Source organism: Streptomyces sp. NPDC001700, assembly GCF_053596435.1.
In genome coordinates, this window is the sequence record NZ_JBSFGE010000034.1 from 45,041 (window position 1) to 63,477 (window position 18,437).

Consider the following 18,437-nt stretch of genomic DNA (forward strand, 5'->3'; position numbering starts at 1 on the left):
CTAGAAGAAGCCCAGCTTCTTCGGGGAGTACGACACCAGCAAGTTCTTCGTCTGCTGATAGTGGTCGAGCATCATCTTGTGGGTCTCGCGCCCGATGCCCGACTGCTTGTAGCCGCCGAAGGCGGCGTGCGCCGGGTAGGCGTGGTAGCAGTTCGTCCACACCCGGCCCGCCTGGATGGCCCGTCCGGCCCGGTACGCGGCCGTGCCGTCGCGGGTCCAGACGCCCGCGCCCAGCCCGTACAGCGTGTCGTTGGCGATCTCGATCGCGTCCGAGAAGTCCGCGAACCGGGCCACCGCCACCACCGGCCCGAAGATCTCTTCCTGGAAGACGCGCATGTGGTTGCCGCCCTCGAAGATCGTGGGCCGCACGTAGTAGCCGCCCTCCAGCTCGCCGCCCAGCTCGGCGCGGGTGCCGCCGGTGAGGATGCGGGCGCCCTCCTGCTTGCCGATGTCCAGGTAGGAGAGGATCTTCTCCAGCTGGTCGTTGGACGCCTGGGCGCCCATCATCGTGTCGGTGTCCAGCGGATGGCCCTGGACGATCTTCTCGGTACGGGCCACGGCCGCGTCCATGAAGTCCTGGTAGTGGCCGTCCTGGACCAGCGCACGCGACGGACACGTGCACACCTCGCCCTGGTTGAGGGCGAACATGGTGAAGCCTTCGAGCGCCTTGTCGAGGAAGTCGTCGTCGGCGGCCGAGACATCGTCGAAGAAGATGTTCGGGCTCTTGCCGCCCAGCTCCAGGGTGACCGGGATCAGGTTCTCGCTCGCGTACTGCATGATCAGGCGGCCGGTGGTGGTCTCGCCGGTGAAGGCGACCTTGGCCACCCGCGGGCTGGAGGCCAGCGGCTTTCCGGCCTCCACGCCGAAGCCGTTGACGATGTTGACGACGCCCGGCGGCAGCACGTCGGCCACCCGGTTCATCCAGACGTGGATCGAGGCGGGCGTCTGCTCGGCGGGCTTGAGGATCACCGCGTTGCCCGCGGCCAGCGCCGGGGCGAGCTTCCAGGCGGCCATCAGGATCGGGAAGTTCCACGGGATGATCTGGGCGACGACGCCCAGCGGCTCGTGGAAGTGGTAGGCGACCGTGTCGTCGTCGATCTCGGAGAGACTGCCCTCCTGGGCCCGGATCGCCCCCGCGAAGTAGCGGAAGTGGTCGATGGCCAGCGGGATGTCGGCGGCCAGGGTCTCCCGTACCGGCTTGCCGTTCTCCCAGCTCTCGGCGACCGCCAGCTCCTCCAGGTGCTGCTCCATGCGGTCGGCGATCTTCAGCAGCACCGCGGCGCGCTCGGCGGGCGCGGTACGGCCCCAGGCGGGCGCGGCCGCGTGTGCGGCGTCCAGGGCCCGTTCGACGTCCTCGGCGGTGCCCCGGGCGATCTCGGTGAACGGCTGCCCGTTGACCGGGGACGGGTTCTCGAAGTAACGGCCCCGGGCGGGGGGTTGGTACGCCCCGTCGATCCAGTGGTCGTAGCGCGGCTGGTAGCTGACCACCGATCCCTCGGAGCCGGGGTTTGCGTAACGCGTCATGGGGGCGGCCTCCCTGTCGTACCTGCGGGCTCCGCCCGCCACGGGACGGGCGGAGATGAGGGGAGGCTAGACGCGGCAACGTTGCGGCAACGTTGCGTACCCGTGGCCGTCGTCTTCCCGGGTGTCACTCTCCAGGCCGTACACCTCGCGCAGCCGCCGCACCCGCGCCGCCGGGGCCGCCCGGGCGGGGGAGTACGGCGGATGGGCGGCCAGCAGCGCCTCGGCCACCTCCAGGTCGTCCTCGCCCCACGGGGTGTGCGCCCAGCGCCGCAGCAGCTCCGGGTCGTCGCGGGACAGCACGGCCCGCCGCAGCCCGTCCTCCAGGTCCCGCCGCATCCGGCACACCCCGGGCGCCTCCGACATCGGCAGCAGCGGCCCCGGATACGCGCGCAGGGCGGTGGCCACCTCACCGGCGGCCAACTCCTCGGCCGCCACGCCCACATCGGTGCGCACCGGTCCGCACAGCCGGTACGGGCGCGAGCCCAGCAGCGGCCCGACCAGCCGGCGCAGCCGGGACATCTCGGCGCGCAGCGTCACCGGGGACCGGCGGTCGGCGCGCGGCCCGTACAGCTCCAGCGCCAGCCGGTCGCCGCTCAGGCCCTCCGGATGGCCCGCGAGCAGCACCACGATCTCGCTGTGCCGCCGCCCGAGCCGCAGCCGCCGCCCCTCGGTGATCAGCAGCGCCTCGTCGCGGCCGAGCGCCGTCAGCGACGCGCGCGGGCCGCGCGCCGGGGGCGCCAGGGCGGCCAGCTGCGCTTCGGCGGCGCGGGCGGTCGCCTGGACCAGGGCGAGGCTGTGCGGGGCGGCCAGATGGTCGCCGCCGGTGAGGTCCACCGCGCCCAGCAGCCGCCCGGAGTGCGGGTCGTGGATCGGGGCCGCGGCGCAGGTCCAGGGCTGCACACTGCGGTTGAAGTGCTCCGTGGCGAAAATCTGCACCGGGTGGTCGAGGGTGAGCGCGGTGCCCGGAGCGTTGGTGCCCGCGTGGCGCTCGTCCCAGCGCGCCCCGGCCACGAAGTTCATCCGCTCGGCCCGGTGGCGCATCCCCGTGTGCCCCTCCACCCAGAGCATGCGGCCGAGGTCGTCGCAGACCGCCAGCAGATGGGCGCCGTCGTGCGCGATGCTCCCCAGCAGCTCGCGGAAGAGCGGCATCACCCGGGCCAGTGGATGGTCCGCCCGGTAGGCCTCCAGCGCGTCGTCCGCCAGATCGATCGGTGCCGCGCGCTCCTGCGCCACCCGGGCGTCGGCCGAGCGCCGCCAGGAGTCCGCCACCACCGGGCGGACGGCCGGGCCCAGGGCCCCCTCCGTCAGGAACGCCTCGTGCGCGCGGCGCACGGCGCGGGTGCGCTCCGCCGGATCGGTGCCGGATGCCATCGCCAGCCAGGGATTGACCACGGGGCCTCGCTCAACGGTACGGAGGGTCGGGTGGGACGGAGGGTCAGGTGGGTGGGGTGGTGGGGATGGCGCAGCAGCCGGGCGTGGGGGCGGGGGCGAAACCGGGCGGTGAGGCGTAGCCGCAGGAGTGGCAGATCTTCCACCCGTCCTGGTTGACGGCGAGTTGGCCGCCGCAGCTCGGGCACTGCTCGGAACTCATGATCGATCCTTTGGTTCAATACGCGACGGGCCGGTCAGGGCCGCCCCAGCGCTCAGATTTCCTTGTGAGGCGGATGCCCCGCAATAGTCAGAACAAGCCGCGTTGCGATACGGCTCCGGTGGCGGATCGGTTCACCGGAACGCAAGGAGCCGGGGGCCTTGAGGCTCCCGGCTCCGCGCGCTGTTTCCCTCGGTCAGGGATCAGCTGTTTCCCTCGATGAGGGCTCAGTTGATGGCCTTGATCAGCTCCCCGTTGGTGGTGTCGCCGCTCAGCTCCCAGAAGAAGGTGCCGCCGAGACCCTGCTGCTGCTTGTAGGTCATCTTCCCGCCGATGGTGGCGGGGGTGTCGTAGCTCCACCACTGGTTGCCGCAGTGCGCGTAGGCCGTTCCGGCGACCGTGCCGGTGGCCGGACACTTGCTCTTGAGCACCTTGTAGTCTTCGATGCCCGCCTCGTACGTCCCCGGCGCGGCGCCGGTCGCGGTGCCGCCGGGGGCCCCCTGGCTGACGCCGCTCCAGCCGCGTCCGTAGAAGCCGATGCCCAGCAGCAGCTTCGAGGCCGGGACGCCGAGCCCCTTGAGCTTCTGGATCGCGGCGTCGGTGTAGAAGCCCTGCTGGGGCAGGCCGCTGTAGGAGGTGAGCGGCGAGTGCGGGGCCGTCGGGCCCTGGGCCGCCCAGGCGCCGAAGAAGTCGTACGTCATCGGGTTGTACCAGTCGACGTATTGCGCGGCGCCCGCGTAGTCGGCGGCGTCGATCTTGCCGCCCGATGAGGCGTCGGCCGTGATCGCGGCGGTGACCAGGTTGTTCTGGCCGAATTTGGCGCGCATCGCGGCCATCACGTTCTTGAACGCGGCCCGGCCGCTGGTGTCGCAGGTGTTGCCGCAGGCGTTGGGGTACTCCCAGTCGATGTCGATGCCGTCGAAGACGTCCGCCCAGCGCGGGTCCTCGACCAGGTTGTAGCAGGACTCGGCGAACGCGGCGGGGTTCTTGGCCGCCTCGCCGAACCCGGAGGACCAGGTCCAGCCGCCGAAGGACCACACCACCTTGAGGTTCGGGTGCAGCTTCTTGAGCTTGCGCAGCTGGTTGAAGTTGCCGCGCAGGGCGCCCGCGTCCCAGGTGTCGGCCTTGCCGTCGACGCTGCCCGCCGCGTCGTACGCCTTGTCGTAGTCGGCGTAGGCGTCACCTATGGCGCACTTGCCGCCGGTGACGTTGCCGAAGGCGTAGTTGATGTGGGTGAGCTTGTTGGCGGACCCGGAGGTCTCCACGTTCTTCACGTGGTAATTGCGCTGGTAGATGCCCCACTGCGTGAAGTAGCCGACCACCTTGTTACCGGCCGCTGCCTTGGGGGTGGCTGCCTTGGCGGCGGTGGGGGGTTCCGCCGGGGCGGCACCGGGGCTGGCCGTCGCCGCGCCCGCCAGCAGGGTGGCGGTCAGCACCGCCGTCGAGAGGGCCGCGAGTGCTGCCCGTAGTCCGCGTGGTCTGAGCATGGATTCTCCTCGGTGGGGGGTGAGGGGAGACGAAGTGCCCGACGACCTGCCCCGATATTGACATGAACGCGCAGGGCAGGGTGGGAGAACGGTAGAAGGACTAGACCAGTGGGGTCAATGGTCTGGGCCAATCCCGTCCGGGCAACACCCGGACGGAGGAACTTTGTTGAAGATCGTCATACCGGTGACTCGGGCCCCTCGATCGGGCATACTCCAACCGCCACGGTGCAGGTCATCACCCGTTCGCGACCCGACGGGAGGACCGGCTCAGCGGCAGGACACGGGCGGCGCCGCCCCACCGGGCGCGTACGCCGCCGCCGCGCCCTACAGGGAGAGGAGAGCGCCGCCATGACCGACCACGGCCCGCAGCCGGTGGAACGCGAACTGCCCACTGAGGAAGCCCGCGACCTGATTTCGCTCGTCCGCGAGCTGACCGAGCGGGAGATCCGTCCCCGCGCCGCCGAGGAGGAGGCCGCCGGGCACTTCCCCCGCGAACTGTTCACCCTGCTGTCCCAGTCGGGGCTGCTGGGGCTGGTGTACCCCGAGGAGTTCGGCGGGGGTGACCAGCCGTACGAGGTCTACCTTCAGGTCCTGGAGGAGCTGGCCGCGGCCCGCCTCACCGTCGGCCTCGGCGTCAGCGTCCACACCCTGGCCTGCCACGGCCTCGCCACGTTCGGCAGCAAGGAGCAGCTGGCCGAGCACCTTCCGGCGATGCTCGGCGGCGGCCTGCTCGGCGCGTACTGCCTCTCCGAGCCCGCCTCCGGCTCCGACGCCGCCGCCCTCACCACCCGGGCCACCCGGGACGGCGACAACTGGACACTGGAGGGCGGCAAGGCGTGGATCACCCACGGCGGCATCGCCGACTTCTACACCGTCCTCGCCCGCACCAGCCCCGAGCGCACCCGGGGCATCAGCGCGTTCCTGGTGCCCGGTGACGCCCCCGGGCTCTCCGCCGCCGCCCCCGAGCGCAAGATGGGCATGAACGGGTCACCCACCGCGCAGATCCACCTCGACCGGGTCAAGGTCTCCGGCGCCCGCCGGATCGGCGAGGAGGGCCAGGGCTTCGCCATCGCCCTGTCCGCCCTCGACGCGGGGCGCCTGGGCATCGCGGCCTGCGCGATCGGCCTCGCGCAGGCGGCCCTGGACGAGGCGGTCGCGTACACCGCGCAGCGCAAGCAGTTCGGCCGTCCGATAGCGGACTTCCAGGGGCTGCGCTTCACGCTGGCCGACATGGCCACCCAGATCGAGGCCGGGCGCGCCCTCTATCTGGCCGCCGCCCGGCTGCGGGACGCGGGGCGGCCGTTCTCCAAGCAGGCGGCCATGGCGAAGCTGTTCTGCACCGATGCGGCGATGCGCGTGACGACCGACGCGGTCCAGCTGTTCGGCGGCTACGGGTACACGGCGGACTTCCCGGTCGAGCGCTATATGCGCGAGGCCAAGGTCCTGCAGATCGTGGAGGGCACCAACCAGATCCAGCGCGTGGTCATCGCGCGCCATGTCGCGGGGCCCGAGAGCCGGTAGACGGGTCGTACGAGCGGTCAGGGGGCGCGGCACCGCCGGGCCCCCTCCGTTGTGCGTTCGCTACGAGCCGCTGTGCGTTCGCTACGAGCGGGACGCGGCGTGGCGCGTCGTCAGCGGCGTCCGGATCGGGCGTGAGCCGGGGCCGCCGATGTGCGAGAACGGCTGCTTCCGCCAGTCCAGCCCCTCCGGCAGCGTCAGCAGCAGTGCCGCGTCCTGCTCGTGCGCGTCCAGCGAGGCGTCCGCGGCGGCGGCGTCCGCCACCCCGCGCCCGGTGCCGGGGCACACCGTCAGTCCGAACGGGTTCCACGGAGACGGGCACAGCGCGTGCTCCGGGAGTACGTCCTCGTCGGCGAGCAGGGCGATGGGCTGCGCGCAGTCCGGGCACATGACCCGGAACATTTCATACGTTTCGTAGGTTTCGATGTCGCCTTCGTCGAGGCGCTCAACGTAGGGCATGAGATTTCCCCCTCGGGTGGGCTGGCCAGGCGCGTCGGCCTCGACCACAGCAAGCATTTCCCTCGCCGTCGCATAGGTAATCGCGGCATCCCATAGGACACTCACGAGGAGATGTGGTGTTCGTCACATGCCCCGTGCAGATGCTGCCTGCCCACTGCCCGTCCGAAGCCGGTTCGCGGGGTGCGCCCGCTGTGCCCGGAGGCCTCCGACCACATAAGGTGATCGGCTGTGGAGGAGTTGGACAGACAAATCGTGGAGCTGCTCGTCAAGGACGGGCGGATGAGCTACACGGACCTGGGGAAGGCCACTGGCCTGTCCACATCGGCCGTGCATCAGCGGGTCCGCCGTCTCGAGCAGCGGGGAGTGATCCGCGGCTACGCGGCCGTGGTGGACCCGGAGGCCGTGGGGCTGCCCCTGACCGCCTTCATCTCGGTCAAACCCTTCGACCCCAGCGCGCCGGACGACATCTCCGACCGGCTCGCCGAGGTACCCGAGATCGAGGCGTGCCACAGCGTCGCGGGCGACGAGAACTACATCCTCAAGGTGCGGGTCGCCACCCCGCTGGAGCTGGAGCACCTGCTCAGCCGGATCCGCTCGCTGGCCGGAGTCTCCACCCGCACCACCGTCGTCCTGTCCACCCCGTACGAGGCGCGCCCGCCGCGCGTCTGACCGCCCTGCCGCACTGACCGACCCCGTACCGCCCCCGTACGGGCCCGGCCGGACCTGTGGTCCCCGGCGCCCGGATCGTCCGAAAACCGACCCCGCGAGGCAGCCCGCCGTGAACGACCCGACCCCCGCCCAGGCCGCCGAAGGCCGTACCGTCCTGCTGCGCGGGGGCGAGGTGCACAGCCCCGCCGACCCGTTCGCGACCGCGATGGTCGTCGAGGGCGACACCATCGCCTGGGTCGGCTCCGAGGGTGCCGCGGACGGCTTCGCGGACGGCGTGGACGAGGTGGTGCGGCTGGACGGGGCGCTGGTCACCCCCGCGTTCACTGATGCGCATGTGCACACCACTGCCACCGGGCTCGCCCTGACCGGACTCGATCTGACGGGCGCCCCGACCCTCGCCGACGCCCTGGAGCGGGTCCGTGCGCACGCCGCCGCCCACCCCGCCGACCCGGTGCTTCTCGGCCACGGCTGGGACGCCAGCGGCTGGCCCGGTGGCCGTCCGCCCTCCCGCGCCGAACTGGACGCGGCCACCGGCGGCCGCCCCCTCTACCTCAGCCGGGCCGATGTGCACTCCGCGGTCGTCACCACCGCCCTGCTCGACCGCGTCCCCGGCATCACCGGACGCACCGGCTACCACCCCGACGCGCCGCTGACCGGGGACGCCCACCACGCCGTGCGCGCCGCCGCGTACGCGAGCGTGACGGAGCGGCAGCGCGAGGACGCCCAGCGCGCCGCCCTCGACCACGCCGCCTCCGTCGGCATCGGCTCCCTCCACGAATGCGCGGGCCCCGCCATCTCCGGCGAGGACGACCTCACCGGGCTGCTGCGGCTCGCCGCCGCACGGCCAGGACCCCGGGTCCACGGCTACTGGGCCGAGGCCGTCACCGGCGCCGCCGACCTGGAGAAGGTGCGGCGGCTTGGCGCCGCCGGGGCCGCCGGAGACCTCTTCGTGGACGGCGCCCTCGGCTCCCACACCGCCTGCCTCCACCAGCCGTACGCGGACGCGCCGCACACCGGCACCGCCTACCTGGACGCGGCCGCCGTCGCCGCCCATGTGGCGCTCTGCACCGAGGGCGGCGTCCAAGCCGGGTTCCACGCCATCGGCGACGCCGCCGTCTCCGCCGTCGTCGAGGGCGTACGGGCCGCCGCCGACAAGGTGGGCCTGGCCCGGGTGCGCGCCGCCCGGCACCGCGTCGAACACGCCGAGATGCTCACCCCGAAGACCATCGCCGCCTTCGCCGACCTCGGCCTCACCGCCTCCGTCCAGCCCGCCTTCGACGCCGCGTGGGGCGGCGAGGAGGGCATGTACGCCCAGCGGCTCGGCCCCGAGCGGGCCCGCACCCTCAACCCGTACGCGGCGCTGCTGCGGGCCGGGGTGCCGCTCGCGCTCGGCTCCGACAGCCCCGTCACCCCGCTGGACCCGTGGGGCACCGTGCGGGCCGCCGCCTTCCACCGCACCCCGGAGCACCGGATCTCCGCCCGCGCCGCCTTCACCGCCCACACCCGCGGCGGCTGGCGGGCCATCGGACGGGACGACGCGGGCGTCCTGGTGCCCGGCGCGCCCGCCGACTACGCGGTGTGGCGGACCGGGGAACTCGTCGTCCAGGTCCCCGACACGCGGGTGGCCGGGTGGTCGACCGATCCGCGCTCCGGCACGCCCGGGCTGCCCGATCTCACCCCCGGCGGCCAACTGCCCGTCTGTGTGCGCACGGTGGTGCGCGGACGCACCGTGCACAGCCGTCCGGACGAGTGACGGAAAAGCGCCGCGTACCGCCGAACGATGTCCCACCGGCCTGTCGCGGCGGCTGAACATTGTCCGTACTGACCTGGTCATTTGAGGAAACGGCGCAGGTCATGCGACTGTTGACAGAGTCCGGTTGGTGGCCGGTAGGTTCGGCCCCGTCCACCACAGGACAACCCGACCGGGGAATCTTCACGCAGTCGTCGAACGCCGCTGGGCCAGAGGGAGACGCGCCGCCCAGGCCGTCACCACTGGGAGCCAGGTCCAGCGCACGGGGGCGAGGGAGGGTCGCCGGGTCGGCAGGTGCGACCCGGGAGGGGCCCGGACGCTCAGTAGACAACGGCTCTCGGTCGACCCGCAGCCAGCGGGCCCCAGGTCGGCCCGAAGGGCGTCGGGCCCCCATCCGCACGCACACGGCGGACCGCCCCCCGCGAGGGGGCGGCATCCGCCGAAATCGCGACCCCGGTCCGCAGGGAGATCCCCGGACTCCTTTGCCGCGATTCCTCCGCGTTATCCACAGGTTCCGCACCTCGGGGACACAGCCGCGCGCCCGCGTTATACGGTCACCTCACCACAGCTTGATTGCAGGAAGGCCGTACACCGTGCCCTCGGGTTCCGACACCACCGCCGAAGCCGCCTCGTCCGGCCCGGCCGAAGAACGACCGGACGGGCCGCGAACGTCCGCCGCCGCGCCCCGACCGGGCGACGAGGGGGACGCCGCGGCGGAGGCGTCCACGCCCCCCGGCGGGGGCCGCCCCGGCCGGTGGCGCCGCCTGGGCGGGCTCGCCCGCCGCGAGGCGGGGCGCAGCGCGCTCGCGGCCGCCGCCGGGCTCGCGCTCGGGCTCGCCTTCCCGCCGTTCGACCTGTGGCCGCTGTCCCTGCTGTCCGTGGCGGCCCTGAGCCTGCTCACCCACGGCCGGACGGTCCGCCAGGGCGCCTGGACGGGGTTCGCGTTCGGGGTGCCGTTCTTCCTGCTGCTGCTGAAGTGGCTGAGCGTGATCGGCTGGGACGCGACGATCGGCCTGTCGGTCATCGAATCGCTCTTCCTGGTGCTGATGGGCGCCGGGTTCGCGCTGGTCTCCCGGCTGCCGGTGCCGTCCCTGTGGCCGCTGTGGACGGCCTGTCTGTGGGTGACCCAGGAGTGGGCCCGGGACCGGGTGCCGTTCGGCGGCTTCCCCTGGGGGCGGCTGGCCTTCGCCAACACCGGGTCGCCGTTCACCCCGCTCGCCGCGCTCGGCGGCGCCCCGCTGGTCACCTTCGCCGTCGCGCTGACGGGCGGTCTGCTGGCCTCCGCCGCGCTCGCCCTGTGGCGGCTGCGGGCGGACGGCCGGATGACGGCGCGGGGCGCGCTGCCCGCCGCCGGCGCGGTCGTCGTCGCGGCCGCCGTGACCGTGGCCGGGTTCGCGGTGCCGATCCCGACGCAGGCGGACGACAGCGTGGACGTCGCCGTCGTCCAGGGCAATGTGCAGCAGGCGGGCATGGACTTCCTGGGCCGCCCCATGAAGATCCTCAACAACCACGTGAACGCCACGCTCGACTTGGCCAAGGACGTCAAGGCAGGCCGGATCAAGAAGCCCGACCTCGTCATATGGCCGGAGAACTCCTCCGACCTGGACCCCTTCCAGTACCAGGAGGCCTACGCCCGGATCGACGAGGCCGTGCGGGCCATCGGCGTGCCGGTGCTGGTCGGCGCCCTGGTCGACCACCCCTCCAAGCCGGGGTACGTGTTCAACGAGGGCATCGTCTGGGACCCCAAGGACGGCCCCGGCGCCCAGTACACCAAGCAGCACCCGGTGCCGTTCGGCGAGTACGTGCCGTTCCGCAAGGAACTCAGCAAGATCATCACCCGGCTGCAGCGCGTCCCCCGCGACTTCTTCCCCGGCGACCACACCGGGCTGCTGCAGGTCGGCCCGGCCAAGCTGGGCGATGTGATCTGCTTCGAGGTCGCCTACGACGAGATCGTGCGCGACACGGTCAACGCGGGGGCCCGCGCGATCGTCGTCCAGACCAACAACGCCACCTACGGCGAGAGCGGCCAGCCAGAACAGCAGCTGGTCATGTCCCGGCTGCGGGCGATCGAACACGGCCGTCCGGTGATCACCGCGGCCACCAGTGGGATCAGCGCGGTCGTCGCGCCGGATGGCACGATCGAGCAGCGGACGAAAGAATTCACGCAAGACGTGCTCACCGCGCGCATCCCGCTGCGTGACGGTACGACTCTCGCCGACCGCGTCGGTGCGACCCCGGAGTGGGTGCTCGCTATGGTGGGCGTTCTGTCCTGCGCGGCCGCGATCATGATCGGCCGTCGGGGACGTACGGACGAGAAGGGGCAGCAGCCGTGAGCGACGCACGCGAGGCCGAGGAGCCGACCACCCAGGCCGACCAGCCGCGCACCGGGGCAGACGAGGCCGACGGGCCAGGCACCGAGGACGGGGGTCCGGAGCCGCGCCGCACCGGCCAGGACGACGGCGGACGGCGGAAGTACGGTCCGCTGGGCACCGTCCTGGTGATCATTCCGACCTTCAACGAGGCGGAGAACATCGCGCCGATCGTCGCCCGGGTCAGGGAGTCCGTACCGGACGCCCATGTCCTCGTCGCCGACGACAACAGCCCGGACGGCACCGGCAAGGTCGCCGACGAACTGGCGGCCGACGACGACCACGTCAAGGTCCTGCACCGCAAGGGCAAGGAAGGCCTGGGTGCCGCCTATCTGGCGGGCTTCCGCTGGGGCATCGAGCACGGCTACGGCGTCCTGGTGGAGATGGACGCGGACGGCTCGCACCAGCCCGAGGAACTGCCCCGGCTGCTCACCGCGCTCAAGGGTTCGGACCTGGTGATCGGCTCGCGCTGGGTGCCGGGGGGACGGATCGTCAACTGGCCCAAGTCCCGCGAGTTCATCTCCCGGGGCGGCAGCACGTACTCCCGGCTCATGCTCGACGTGCCGATCCGCGACATGACGGCGGGTTACCGGGCCTTCCGCAAGGAGACCCTGGAGGGGCTCGGCATGGAGGCCGTCGCCTCCCAGGGCTACTGCTTCCAGATCGACCTGGCCTGGCGCGCCGTCAAGGCGGGCTTCCACGTCATCGAGGTCCCCGTCACGTTCATCGAGCGCGAGCGCGGCGAGAGCAAGATGAGCCGGGACATCGTCACCGAGGCGGCCTGGCGCGTCATGTCCTGGGGCGTGGGCTCACGGGTGAACAAGCTGCTGGGCCGCAAGGACCAGTAGTCCCGGGGGCCCCTGCGCGCTCGGAGTAGTCCCACGGGCGGCACTCCGTCACCTGCCGGACACTGAAGGCGGAAGGAGGCGGAACATGCCCAAGATGACCATGAAGAGCAGCAAGAGCAGCAAGAGCAGCAAGGGCGCACAGCGCAGGACGATGGCCCCCAAGGGTGCGAAGTCCGGCGGCATGGAGGCGCGTACCAAGGAAGACCTGTACCGCGAGGCCCAGAAGGCCGGGATCGAGGGCAGGTCGCAGATGTCGAAGAGTCAGCTGATCTCCGCTCTGCGCCGTAATCGTTGATCCGCTAGCGGATCCCCGGGACGGCCAGCGCGGCCGCCCCGGTGCGGGCGGGCCGCCGCACCGCCAGTGCGGCCAGGCGATGGCGAGGGCTGTGGAGAGCAGCCCGAGCAGGAGCCCGGCCGCCGACCAGTGCGGCGGCACGAACGCCGGGGCGGACGCCGCGCGTCCGCCGAGCACCGCGTGCCGGTAGCCGGAGCCGTCGGTGAACAGCGCCCCGGCCCGGCCCACGGTGTGGGTGTGCGACGGGACCAGCCCGGCCGCCAGCGCCCCGGCCAGCAGCACCGCCGGTACGGCCAGCATCGGCACCGGGATGCGCCCGAGACGGCCGCCGGTCTCCGGCTCCTCCACAGCGGCAGCGCGATCGCCGGAACCCCGAGCAGCGCCGTCCAGCGCACCAGCCGGGAGCCGGGCCCTGCGCGGCGGGGAGCAGCGGTACGAGTGCCACCAGCCAGACCCCGGTCAGCGCCAGCGCCAGCACCTCCAGCACACCCACCTCTGCGGCGGCGGGTACCCGGACCGCCGCCGATTCCCCGTGGATTCCGTCCGGGAGTGCCTGGATCCACGCCCCCGGGGTCCGCGCAGCGCTCGGGTCCGGGCACACTTGGAGGCATGACGACCGGCGCATCTCAGCAGAGCGACCCGACCCGCCCGAAGCGCAGCCGTGCCCGCACTTTCGTACCGCTGGGCGTCGCCGCCTGGCTGGTGCTGGAGATCTGGCTGCTGACCCTGGTCGCGGAGGCGGCCAGTGGGTTCACCGTCTTCCTGCTGCTGATCGCGGGCGCGGTCGTGGGCGCGGCCATCGTCAAGCGCGCGGGGCGCCGGGCGTGGCAGAACCTGGCGCGGACGATGCAGTCGGGCGCCGAGCCCGCCGGGCAGCCGGGGCGCACCGGGAACTCGTTCACCATGCTCGGCGGGCTGCTGCTGATGATCCCGGGGCTGGTCTCGGACGTGGCCGCGCTGCTGTGCCTGTTCCCGCCGACGGCGGCGGTGCTGCGGCGCCGCACCGAGAGCGCGCTGTCGCGCCGGATGGGCTACACGCCGGGCTCCCTGGGCGTCGCCTTCGGGCCGGGCGGGCCGGGGCGCCAGCCGGGCCCTGGCGAGGGTCCGACCGGGGGCTCGCGGGACGGCCAGGTCATCCAGGGCGAGGTGGTCCGGGACGATGTGAGCCGGGACGACGCGGGCCGGAGCGACGTGGTCCGGGACGACAAGGACTGATCGAAAAGCGCACAAGGGCCGGGGCCACTGCTCAGCAGTGGCCCCGGCCCTTGTGCGTCAGTACTGCCGTGTGCGGCTCAGGCAGACTTGCGGCTCGTGTCGCGCGGATGCACGGCGATGTTCATGGCGCCCGAGCGCAGGATCGCCAGCCGCTCGGCCAGCACCTCCTCCAGCTCCTCACGGGTACGCCGCTCCATGAGCATGTCCCAGTGCGTGCGCGCGGGCTTGCCCTTCTTCTCCTCTGGTCCCTCGCCGTCGACCAGGAGTGCCATGGCGCCGCACGCCTTGCACTCCCACTCCGACGGGATCTCCGCCTCTACCGAGAACGGCATCTCGAATCGATGTCCGTTCTGGCATGCGTACTCCACCGCCTGGCGCGGGGCCAGATCGATGCCGCGGTCGGTCTCGTAGCTGGTCACCACGAGTCGCGTGCCGCGAAGAGCTCGCTCACTCATGAATCGTGCCTCCCGGGCTTCTCGCCCACAGGACAGGTGTCGCTGTCGTCGTCATCCGGTCAACGTCCGGTCGGCGGTGAAGATTCCCGTACTGGGACATGCGTCGCCCGTCGTGCCGCCCCGTTGTTCTACCCACAGGCGCCCGGTTTGTCACATCTGGCAGCAGATGTCACCCAGCGTTTCTCATGCTTTAGCGCGCAGTAACGGTCCGCCTGGTGGGCCAAGGGCGTACACTACCGCTCCGCGTGCACGAGGGCTAAATCAGGTCACGGATCGGACTCCGTGAACCGCCCTGTGCCACCACCGGTGAACTCTCCGTCGCCCCGCCAGGAGCGCCACCCGCCACGCCGTCCGCCGCGTCGCCGGTGGCTGAGGGTATCGCGAACAGCCTCAGGAAGTACTGCGAAAGCGGCCCGATGGCCAGCGCGTACAGTACCGTGCCCACCCCGACCGAGCCGCCCAGTGCGAATCCCGTGGCCAGCACCGCCACCTCGATCCCGGTCCGCACCAGCCGGATCGACCGGCCGGTGCGCTGGTGCAGCCCCGTCATCAGGCCGTCCCGTGGCCCCGGCCCGAACCGCGCCGAGATGTACAGCCCGGTGGCCGCGCCGCCCAGTACGACCGAGAACACCAGCAGGGGGGCGCGCAGCGCCAGCGCGTCCGGGTGCGGGACGAGCCACAGGGTGGCGTCCACCGTGACGCCGATCACGATCACGTTGGACACCGTGCCGAGCCCCGGCCGCTGCCGCAGCGGAATCCACAGAAGGAGTACGGCGACCCCGACGATGATCGTCACCGTGCCGAACGAGAGCGGGGCGCGCTTCGCGATCCCCTGGTGGAACACGTCCCATGGGTCGAGCCCGAGTGCGGCACGCACCTGGAGCCCCATGCCCACGCCGTAGAGCACGAGTCCTCCGTAGAGCTGGATGAGGCGACGGGTGAGGTGGCGGGAGCCCCCCGAGGCTTCCTTGGACAAGGCGTACTCCTGAGGTGTGTGGCCACTTCTGTGCGGGCTGGTGCCATTGGCCGGTGGCATGTCACTCTGATGCCTGGAAACAGTCCAGTTCCATGGCCAATCCGGGAAAGGTGGACCGCATCCGATGAGTCCGTGGACCTCTGCGGTGGGGGCACCTCAACTGGCCCGGCTGCTCGGCTCCCAGCACCCCCGCGACGCGACGGCCGCGAGCCCGGCCGAGGCGCTGAACGGCGGCCGCCGCGTCCCCGCCTACCGCGCGCTCGCCGACGGCGTACGGCTGCTCCTGCTGGAGGGCCGCGTCCCGGTCGCGGCCCGCCTCCCCGCCGAGCGTGAACTCGCCGCGGCGCTCACCGTCAGCCGCACCACCGTCGCCGCCGCCTACGAGGCGCTGCGCGGCGAGGGGTTCCTGGAGTCGCGGCGCGGCGCGGGCAGCTGGACCGCCATGCCCGCCGGGAGCCCGCTGCCCACCCGTGGACTCGACCCGCTGCCCCCGGAGTCCGCCGCCTCCGTCATCGACCTCGGCCATGCCGCACCCCCCGCCCCCGAACCCTGGCTGACCCGCGCGACGCGCGGCGCCCTGGAGGAGCTGCCGCCGTACGCCCACACCCACGGCGACTACCCGGCGGGGCTGCCCGTCCTGCGCCAGGCCCTGGCCGACCGCTACACCGCGCGCGGCATACCGACCATGCCCGAACAGATCATGGTCACCACCGGTGCCATGGGCGCCGTCGCCGCCACCTGTCGCCTCCTCGTCCGCCCCGGTGAGCGCGTCGCCGTCGAATCGCCCAGCTACGCCAATGTGCTGCAGCTGATGCGGGAAGCGGGCGCCCGGCTGGTGCCCGTCGCGATGACCGACAAGCTCGCGGGCTGGGACATCCCCGCCTGGCGCCAGGTCCTCGGCGCCGCCGCGCCCCGCATGGCGTACGTCGTCGCGGACTTCCACAACCCCACCGGCGCGCTCGCCACCGAGGAGCAGCGCCGCAGTCTCGTCGATGCCGCCCGCGCGGCGGGGACGGTCCTGATCGCCGACGAGACCATGACCGACCTGCGGCTGGACGACGACATCGCGATGCCCCGCCCGGTCGCCGCCTTCGACCCGGCGGGCAGCAACGTCATCACCGTCGGCTCCGTGAGCAAGTCCTTCTGGGCCGGGCTGCGCATTGGCTGGGTCCGGGCCGCGCCCGACATCATCCGCAGCCTCGTCGCCGCCCGCGCCTACGCCGACCTGGGCACGCCCGTCATCGAACAGCTCGCAGTCGCCTGGCTGTTCAACACCGGCGGCTGGGAGGAGGCCATCGAGGTCCGCCGCGCCCACGCCCGTGACAACCGGGACGCGCTCGTGGACGCCGTACGACGCCACCTCCCCGACTGGGAGTTCACCGTGCCGCACGGCGGGCTCACCCTCTGGGCCCGCACCGGCGGCCTCTCCGGCTCCCGTATCGCGGAGACCGGCGCCCGGCTGGGCGTCCGTGTCCCCTCGGGCCCGCGCTTCGGCGTGGACGGCGCCTTCGAGGGCTACGTCCGGCTTCCGTTCACTGTGGCGGGCGCGGTGGCCGACAAGGCCGCCGCCCGACTGGCCGCCGCCGCGGACCTGGTGGCGACGGGCGCCACGGCGGAGGCGGAGACCCCGCGCACCTGGGTGGCCTGACCCGCTGCGGGGGTCACGTGCTGGTGGCCACCGCCCGCTCGCCCGGGGAGCCCGCGTCCGGGGTGGGCAGCAGCCGCAGCACGGCCCGCCGCTGGCCCTCGCTCGTCGCGTCGTCGTACGGATCGGGCGTGGCCGGGACCTGGAGCCGGTGCACCGGGCCCGCGCCGAGCCGGGCGTACCCCCGGCCCGCCGGTACCTCCGGGACCGGGGTGGTGGGCGGCGGGGCGCCCAGTACGGCGATGGTCTGTTCGAGTGAGGCCGGTCCGAGGACGACCCGGGCGCGGGTGTGGAACCGTACGGCCTCGCTCAGCCCCTCCACCGCGTCGAGCTGCTCGGCCACCACGACCCGTACGTTCGCGGCCCGCCCGTGCCGCAGCGGCACCTGGAGCAGCTCCTGGGGATCCGTACGGCCGTCCGCCGCCGCCACATGGCTGAGCGCGGACGGCCGGTCCAGCACGATCCACAGCGGGCGCTGGACGTCGTCCGGCGGCGGGTGGCCGAACTGGCGGGCGCGGTTGGCGGCCAGCAGCCGCCGTTCGGTCTCGTGCCCGGCCCACTCCAGCGTGGCCAGCACCCCGGCGAGCCCGCATTCGACGGCCAGCACCCCGGCCCGGCCGCTGAGGCACGCGTACTCGCCGCTCCCGCTGCCGTCCACCACCAGCACGTCGCCGTGCGGCAGCGCCTGCAGCAGGATGGAGCGGAGCAGGGTGGTGGTGCCGCTGCCGGGGCGGCCGAGCGCCAGCAGATGCGGTTCGGTGGAGCGCGGCCCGGTGCGCCAGAGGACGGGCGGCACATCCCGGGTCGCCGCCGCGCCGGACGTATCGGCCGCATCATGAGTGTTGTCCGCGCCGGAGCCGTCGTCGGCCGTCTCGTCGTCGACGCCCTCCAGCACCGGCAGGGTCCGCCGCACGGAGGACGCGTCCGTGAAGCCGAGCACCGTCTCGCCCGGCGCGGTCACGAAGCGCTGGGCGCAGATCGCGGTGGACAGGGCGGGCAGCACCTCCAGGGTGAGCCGGTTCGCCTCCTCGTCCCAGGTGAACAGGTACTCCCGGTCGCGCCCCGACTTCGCGTACAGCAGCTGTTCGATCCGGGCCCGGGCCTCGGGCTCGCCGTCCGTGAAGTACGCGGGATACCGCAGCAGCAGCCGCGTCAGCCGCCCGTCCTCGTCGAAGGTGAACGACTCGAAGGGGCGCGACCACTCCCCGCCGTGGCCGTAGAGCGGATCCGGGTCCTCGGCGGCGGCGAAGTACGGCACCAGCGCCTCGTAGATCAGGCCCAGCCGCTCGGTCTCGTCGGCGCCGGGCCCGGGGGCGGCGGGGGCGCGCACCCGCCCGGCCCAGCCCGCGGCGCCGAGCAGGCCGATCACCGAGGCCAGCGGCCCGTACGGCAGCAGGAAGACGACGAACACGCAGGCGGCCGCGACGAAGAACGCGGGCCCCCGCTGTTCGCCCGGAAGCTCCGCCCACCGGCGCCGTCCGCCCGCGGCGAGCACCCGCAAGCCCCGGGAGAGGGCGACCAGCGGGTGGAAGACATCGGCGGCGCTGTCGGCCGCGGTACGGGCGAACTCGCGGCCGCGGCGGAACGGGGCGCGCCCGGCGCCGCCGAAGCGGAGCCGGGGAAGCGGTAGTCGGCCCAC

16 protein-coding genes are annotated in these 18,437 nt (G+C 72.9%); 8 read left to right on the forward strand and 8 right to left on the reverse strand.

The window, feature by feature from the left end:
- From exaC to ACWC5C_RS37960, 4 genes are all read right to left on the reverse strand, one after another.
- Complete coding sequence (exaC, locus tag ACWC5C_RS37945; protein ID WP_385436758.1) at nucleotides 1-1,524, reverse strand: acetaldehyde dehydrogenase ExaC; 1,524 nt, start codon at nucleotides 1,522-1,524, stop codon at nucleotides 1-3.
- 66 nt (nucleotides 1,525-1,590) lie between these two features.
- The gene (locus tag ACWC5C_RS37950) at nucleotides 1,591-2,916 is read right to left on the reverse strand and encodes a GAF domain-containing protein (RefSeq protein WP_450883195.1); all 1,326 of its coding nucleotides are present in this window, start codon (nucleotides 2,914-2,916) and stop codon (nucleotides 1,591-1,593) included.
- 43 nt (nucleotides 2,917-2,959) lie between these two features.
- A complete protein-coding gene (locus ACWC5C_RS37955; RefSeq protein WP_450883197.1) occupies nucleotides 2,960-3,115 on the reverse strand; it encodes a hypothetical protein in 156 nt (51 codons plus the stop codon).
- Nucleotides 3,116-3,339: 224 nt separating this feature from the next.
- A complete protein-coding gene (locus ACWC5C_RS37960) occupies nucleotides 3,340-4,599 on the reverse strand; it encodes a glycoside hydrolase family 18 protein (protein WP_450883199.1) in 1,260 nt (419 codons plus the stop codon).
- 348 nt (nucleotides 4,600-4,947) lie between these two features.
- Here ACWC5C_RS37960 and ACWC5C_RS37965 point away from each other — a divergent pair, with 348 nt between their 5' ends.
- Nucleotides 4,948-6,120, forward strand: coding sequence for an acyl-CoA dehydrogenase family protein (locus ACWC5C_RS37965; RefSeq protein WP_450883201.1), 1,173 nt, complete (start codon nucleotides 4,948-4,950; stop codon nucleotides 6,118-6,120).
- An 81-nt stretch (nucleotides 6,121-6,201) separates the two neighbouring features.
- On the opposite strand, the gene ACWC5C_RS37970 is transcribed toward ACWC5C_RS37965, so the two are convergent.
- Entirely contained in the window at nucleotides 6,202-6,576 is a 375-nt protein-coding gene (locus ACWC5C_RS37970) for a hypothetical protein (RefSeq protein WP_450883203.1), read from the reverse strand.
- A gap of 228 nt (nucleotides 6,577-6,804) precedes the next feature.
- On the opposite strand from ACWC5C_RS37970, the gene ACWC5C_RS37975 reads away from it, so the two are divergent.
- The 6 genes from ACWC5C_RS37975 (at nucleotide 6,805) to fxsA (ending at nucleotide 13,722) form a co-directional block, all read left to right on the forward strand.
- Entirely contained in the window at nucleotides 6,805-7,245 is a 441-nt protein-coding gene (locus ACWC5C_RS37975) for an Lrp/AsnC family transcriptional regulator (RefSeq protein ID WP_009713557.1), read from the forward strand.
- 109 nt (nucleotides 7,246-7,354) lie between these two features.
- On the forward strand, nucleotides 7,355-8,998 hold the full coding sequence (locus ACWC5C_RS37980) for an amidohydrolase (RefSeq protein ID WP_450883205.1): 1,644 nt from the start codon (nucleotides 7,355-7,357) through the stop codon (nucleotides 8,996-8,998).
- Between the two features lie 590 nt (nucleotides 8,999-9,588).
- Nucleotides 9,589-11,328 carry an apolipoprotein N-acyltransferase gene (gene lnt, locus ACWC5C_RS37985; protein ID WP_450883207.1) on the forward strand — a complete coding sequence of 580 codons (1,740 nt, stop codon included), beginning with the start codon at nucleotides 9,589-9,591 and terminating at the stop codon, nucleotides 11,326-11,328.
- 149 nt (nucleotides 11,329-11,477) lie between these two features.
- Nucleotides 11,478-12,212, forward strand: coding sequence for a polyprenol monophosphomannose synthase (locus ACWC5C_RS37990; RefSeq protein ID WP_450883281.1), 735 nt, complete (start codon nucleotides 11,478-11,480; stop codon nucleotides 12,210-12,212).
- An 85-nt stretch (nucleotides 12,213-12,297) separates the two neighbouring features.
- On the forward strand, nucleotides 12,298-12,507 hold the full coding sequence (locus tag ACWC5C_RS37995) for a Rho termination factor N-terminal domain-containing protein (protein WP_450883209.1): 210 nt from the start codon (nucleotides 12,298-12,300) through the stop codon (nucleotides 12,505-12,507).
- 609 nt (nucleotides 12,508-13,116) lie between these two features.
- A complete protein-coding gene (gene fxsA / locus ACWC5C_RS38000; RefSeq protein ID WP_450883211.1) occupies nucleotides 13,117-13,722 on the forward strand; it encodes an FxsA family membrane protein in 606 nt (201 codons plus the stop codon).
- Between the two features lie 77 nt (nucleotides 13,723-13,799).
- Here the strand turns inward: fxsA and ACWC5C_RS38005 are convergent, their stop codons facing one another.
- Both ACWC5C_RS38005 and yczE read right to left on the reverse strand, forming a co-directional pair.
- Entirely contained in the window at nucleotides 13,800-14,177 is a 378-nt protein-coding gene (locus tag ACWC5C_RS38005) for an RNA polymerase-binding protein RbpA (RefSeq protein ID WP_055556980.1), read from the reverse strand.
- 256 nt (nucleotides 14,178-14,433) lie between these two features.
- Entirely contained in the window at nucleotides 14,434-15,066 is a 633-nt protein-coding gene (yczE, locus tag ACWC5C_RS38010; RefSeq protein WP_450883283.1) for a membrane protein YczE, read from the reverse strand.
- Between the two features lie 211 nt (nucleotides 15,067-15,277).
- Between yczE and ACWC5C_RS38015 the strand changes: the two genes are divergently transcribed.
- Nucleotides 15,278-16,801: an SCO1417 family MocR-like transcription factor gene (locus ACWC5C_RS38015; protein ID WP_450883214.1), complete on the forward strand. Its 1,524-nt coding sequence runs from the start codon at nucleotides 15,278-15,280 to the stop codon at nucleotides 16,799-16,801.
- Nucleotides 16,802-16,814: 13 nt separating this feature from the next.
- Here the strand turns inward: ACWC5C_RS38015 and ACWC5C_RS38020 are convergent, their stop codons facing one another.
- A complete protein-coding gene (locus tag ACWC5C_RS38020) occupies nucleotides 16,815-18,437 on the reverse strand; it encodes a hypothetical protein (RefSeq protein WP_450883216.1) in 1,623 nt (540 codons plus the stop codon).

Bases quoted from the DNA above. Each gene is read 5' to 3' on its own strand.
- ACWC5C_RS37965 (WP_450883201.1), top strand. From the start codon at position 4,948: ATGACCGACCACGGCCCGCAGCCGGTGGAACGCGAACTGCCCACTGAG.
- exaC (WP_385436758.1), bottom strand. From the start codon at position 1,524: ATGACGCGTTACGCAAACCCCGGCTCCGAGGGATCGGTGGTCAGCTAC.
- ACWC5C_RS38005 (WP_055556980.1), bottom strand. From the start codon at position 14,177: ATGAGTGAGCGAGCTCTTCGCGGCACGCGACTCGTGGTGACCAGCTAC.
- ACWC5C_RS37995 (WP_450883209.1), top strand. From the start codon at position 12,298: ATGCCCAAGATGACCATGAAGAGCAGCAAGAGCAGCAAGAGCAGCAAG.
- ACWC5C_RS38015 (WP_450883214.1), top strand. From the start codon at position 15,278: ATGAGTCCGTGGACCTCTGCGGTGGGGGCACCTCAACTGGCCCGGCTG.
- yczE (WP_450883283.1), bottom strand. From the start codon at position 15,066: ATGGGGCTCCAGGTGCGTGCCGCACTCGGGCTCGACCCATGGGACGTG.
- ACWC5C_RS37955 (WP_450883197.1), bottom strand. From the start codon at position 3,115: ATGAGTTCCGAGCAGTGCCCGAGCTGCGGCGGCCAACTCGCCGTCAAC.
- ACWC5C_RS37970 (WP_450883203.1), bottom strand. From the start codon at position 6,576: ATGCCCTACGTTGAGCGCCTCGACGAAGGCGACATCGAAACCTACGAA.
- ACWC5C_RS37960 (WP_450883199.1), bottom strand. From the start codon at position 4,599: ATGCTCAGACCACGCGGACTACGGGCAGCACTCGCGGCCCTCTCGACG.
- fxsA (WP_450883211.1), top strand. From the start codon at position 13,117: ATGACGACCGGCGCATCTCAGCAGAGCGACCCGACCCGCCCGAAGCGC.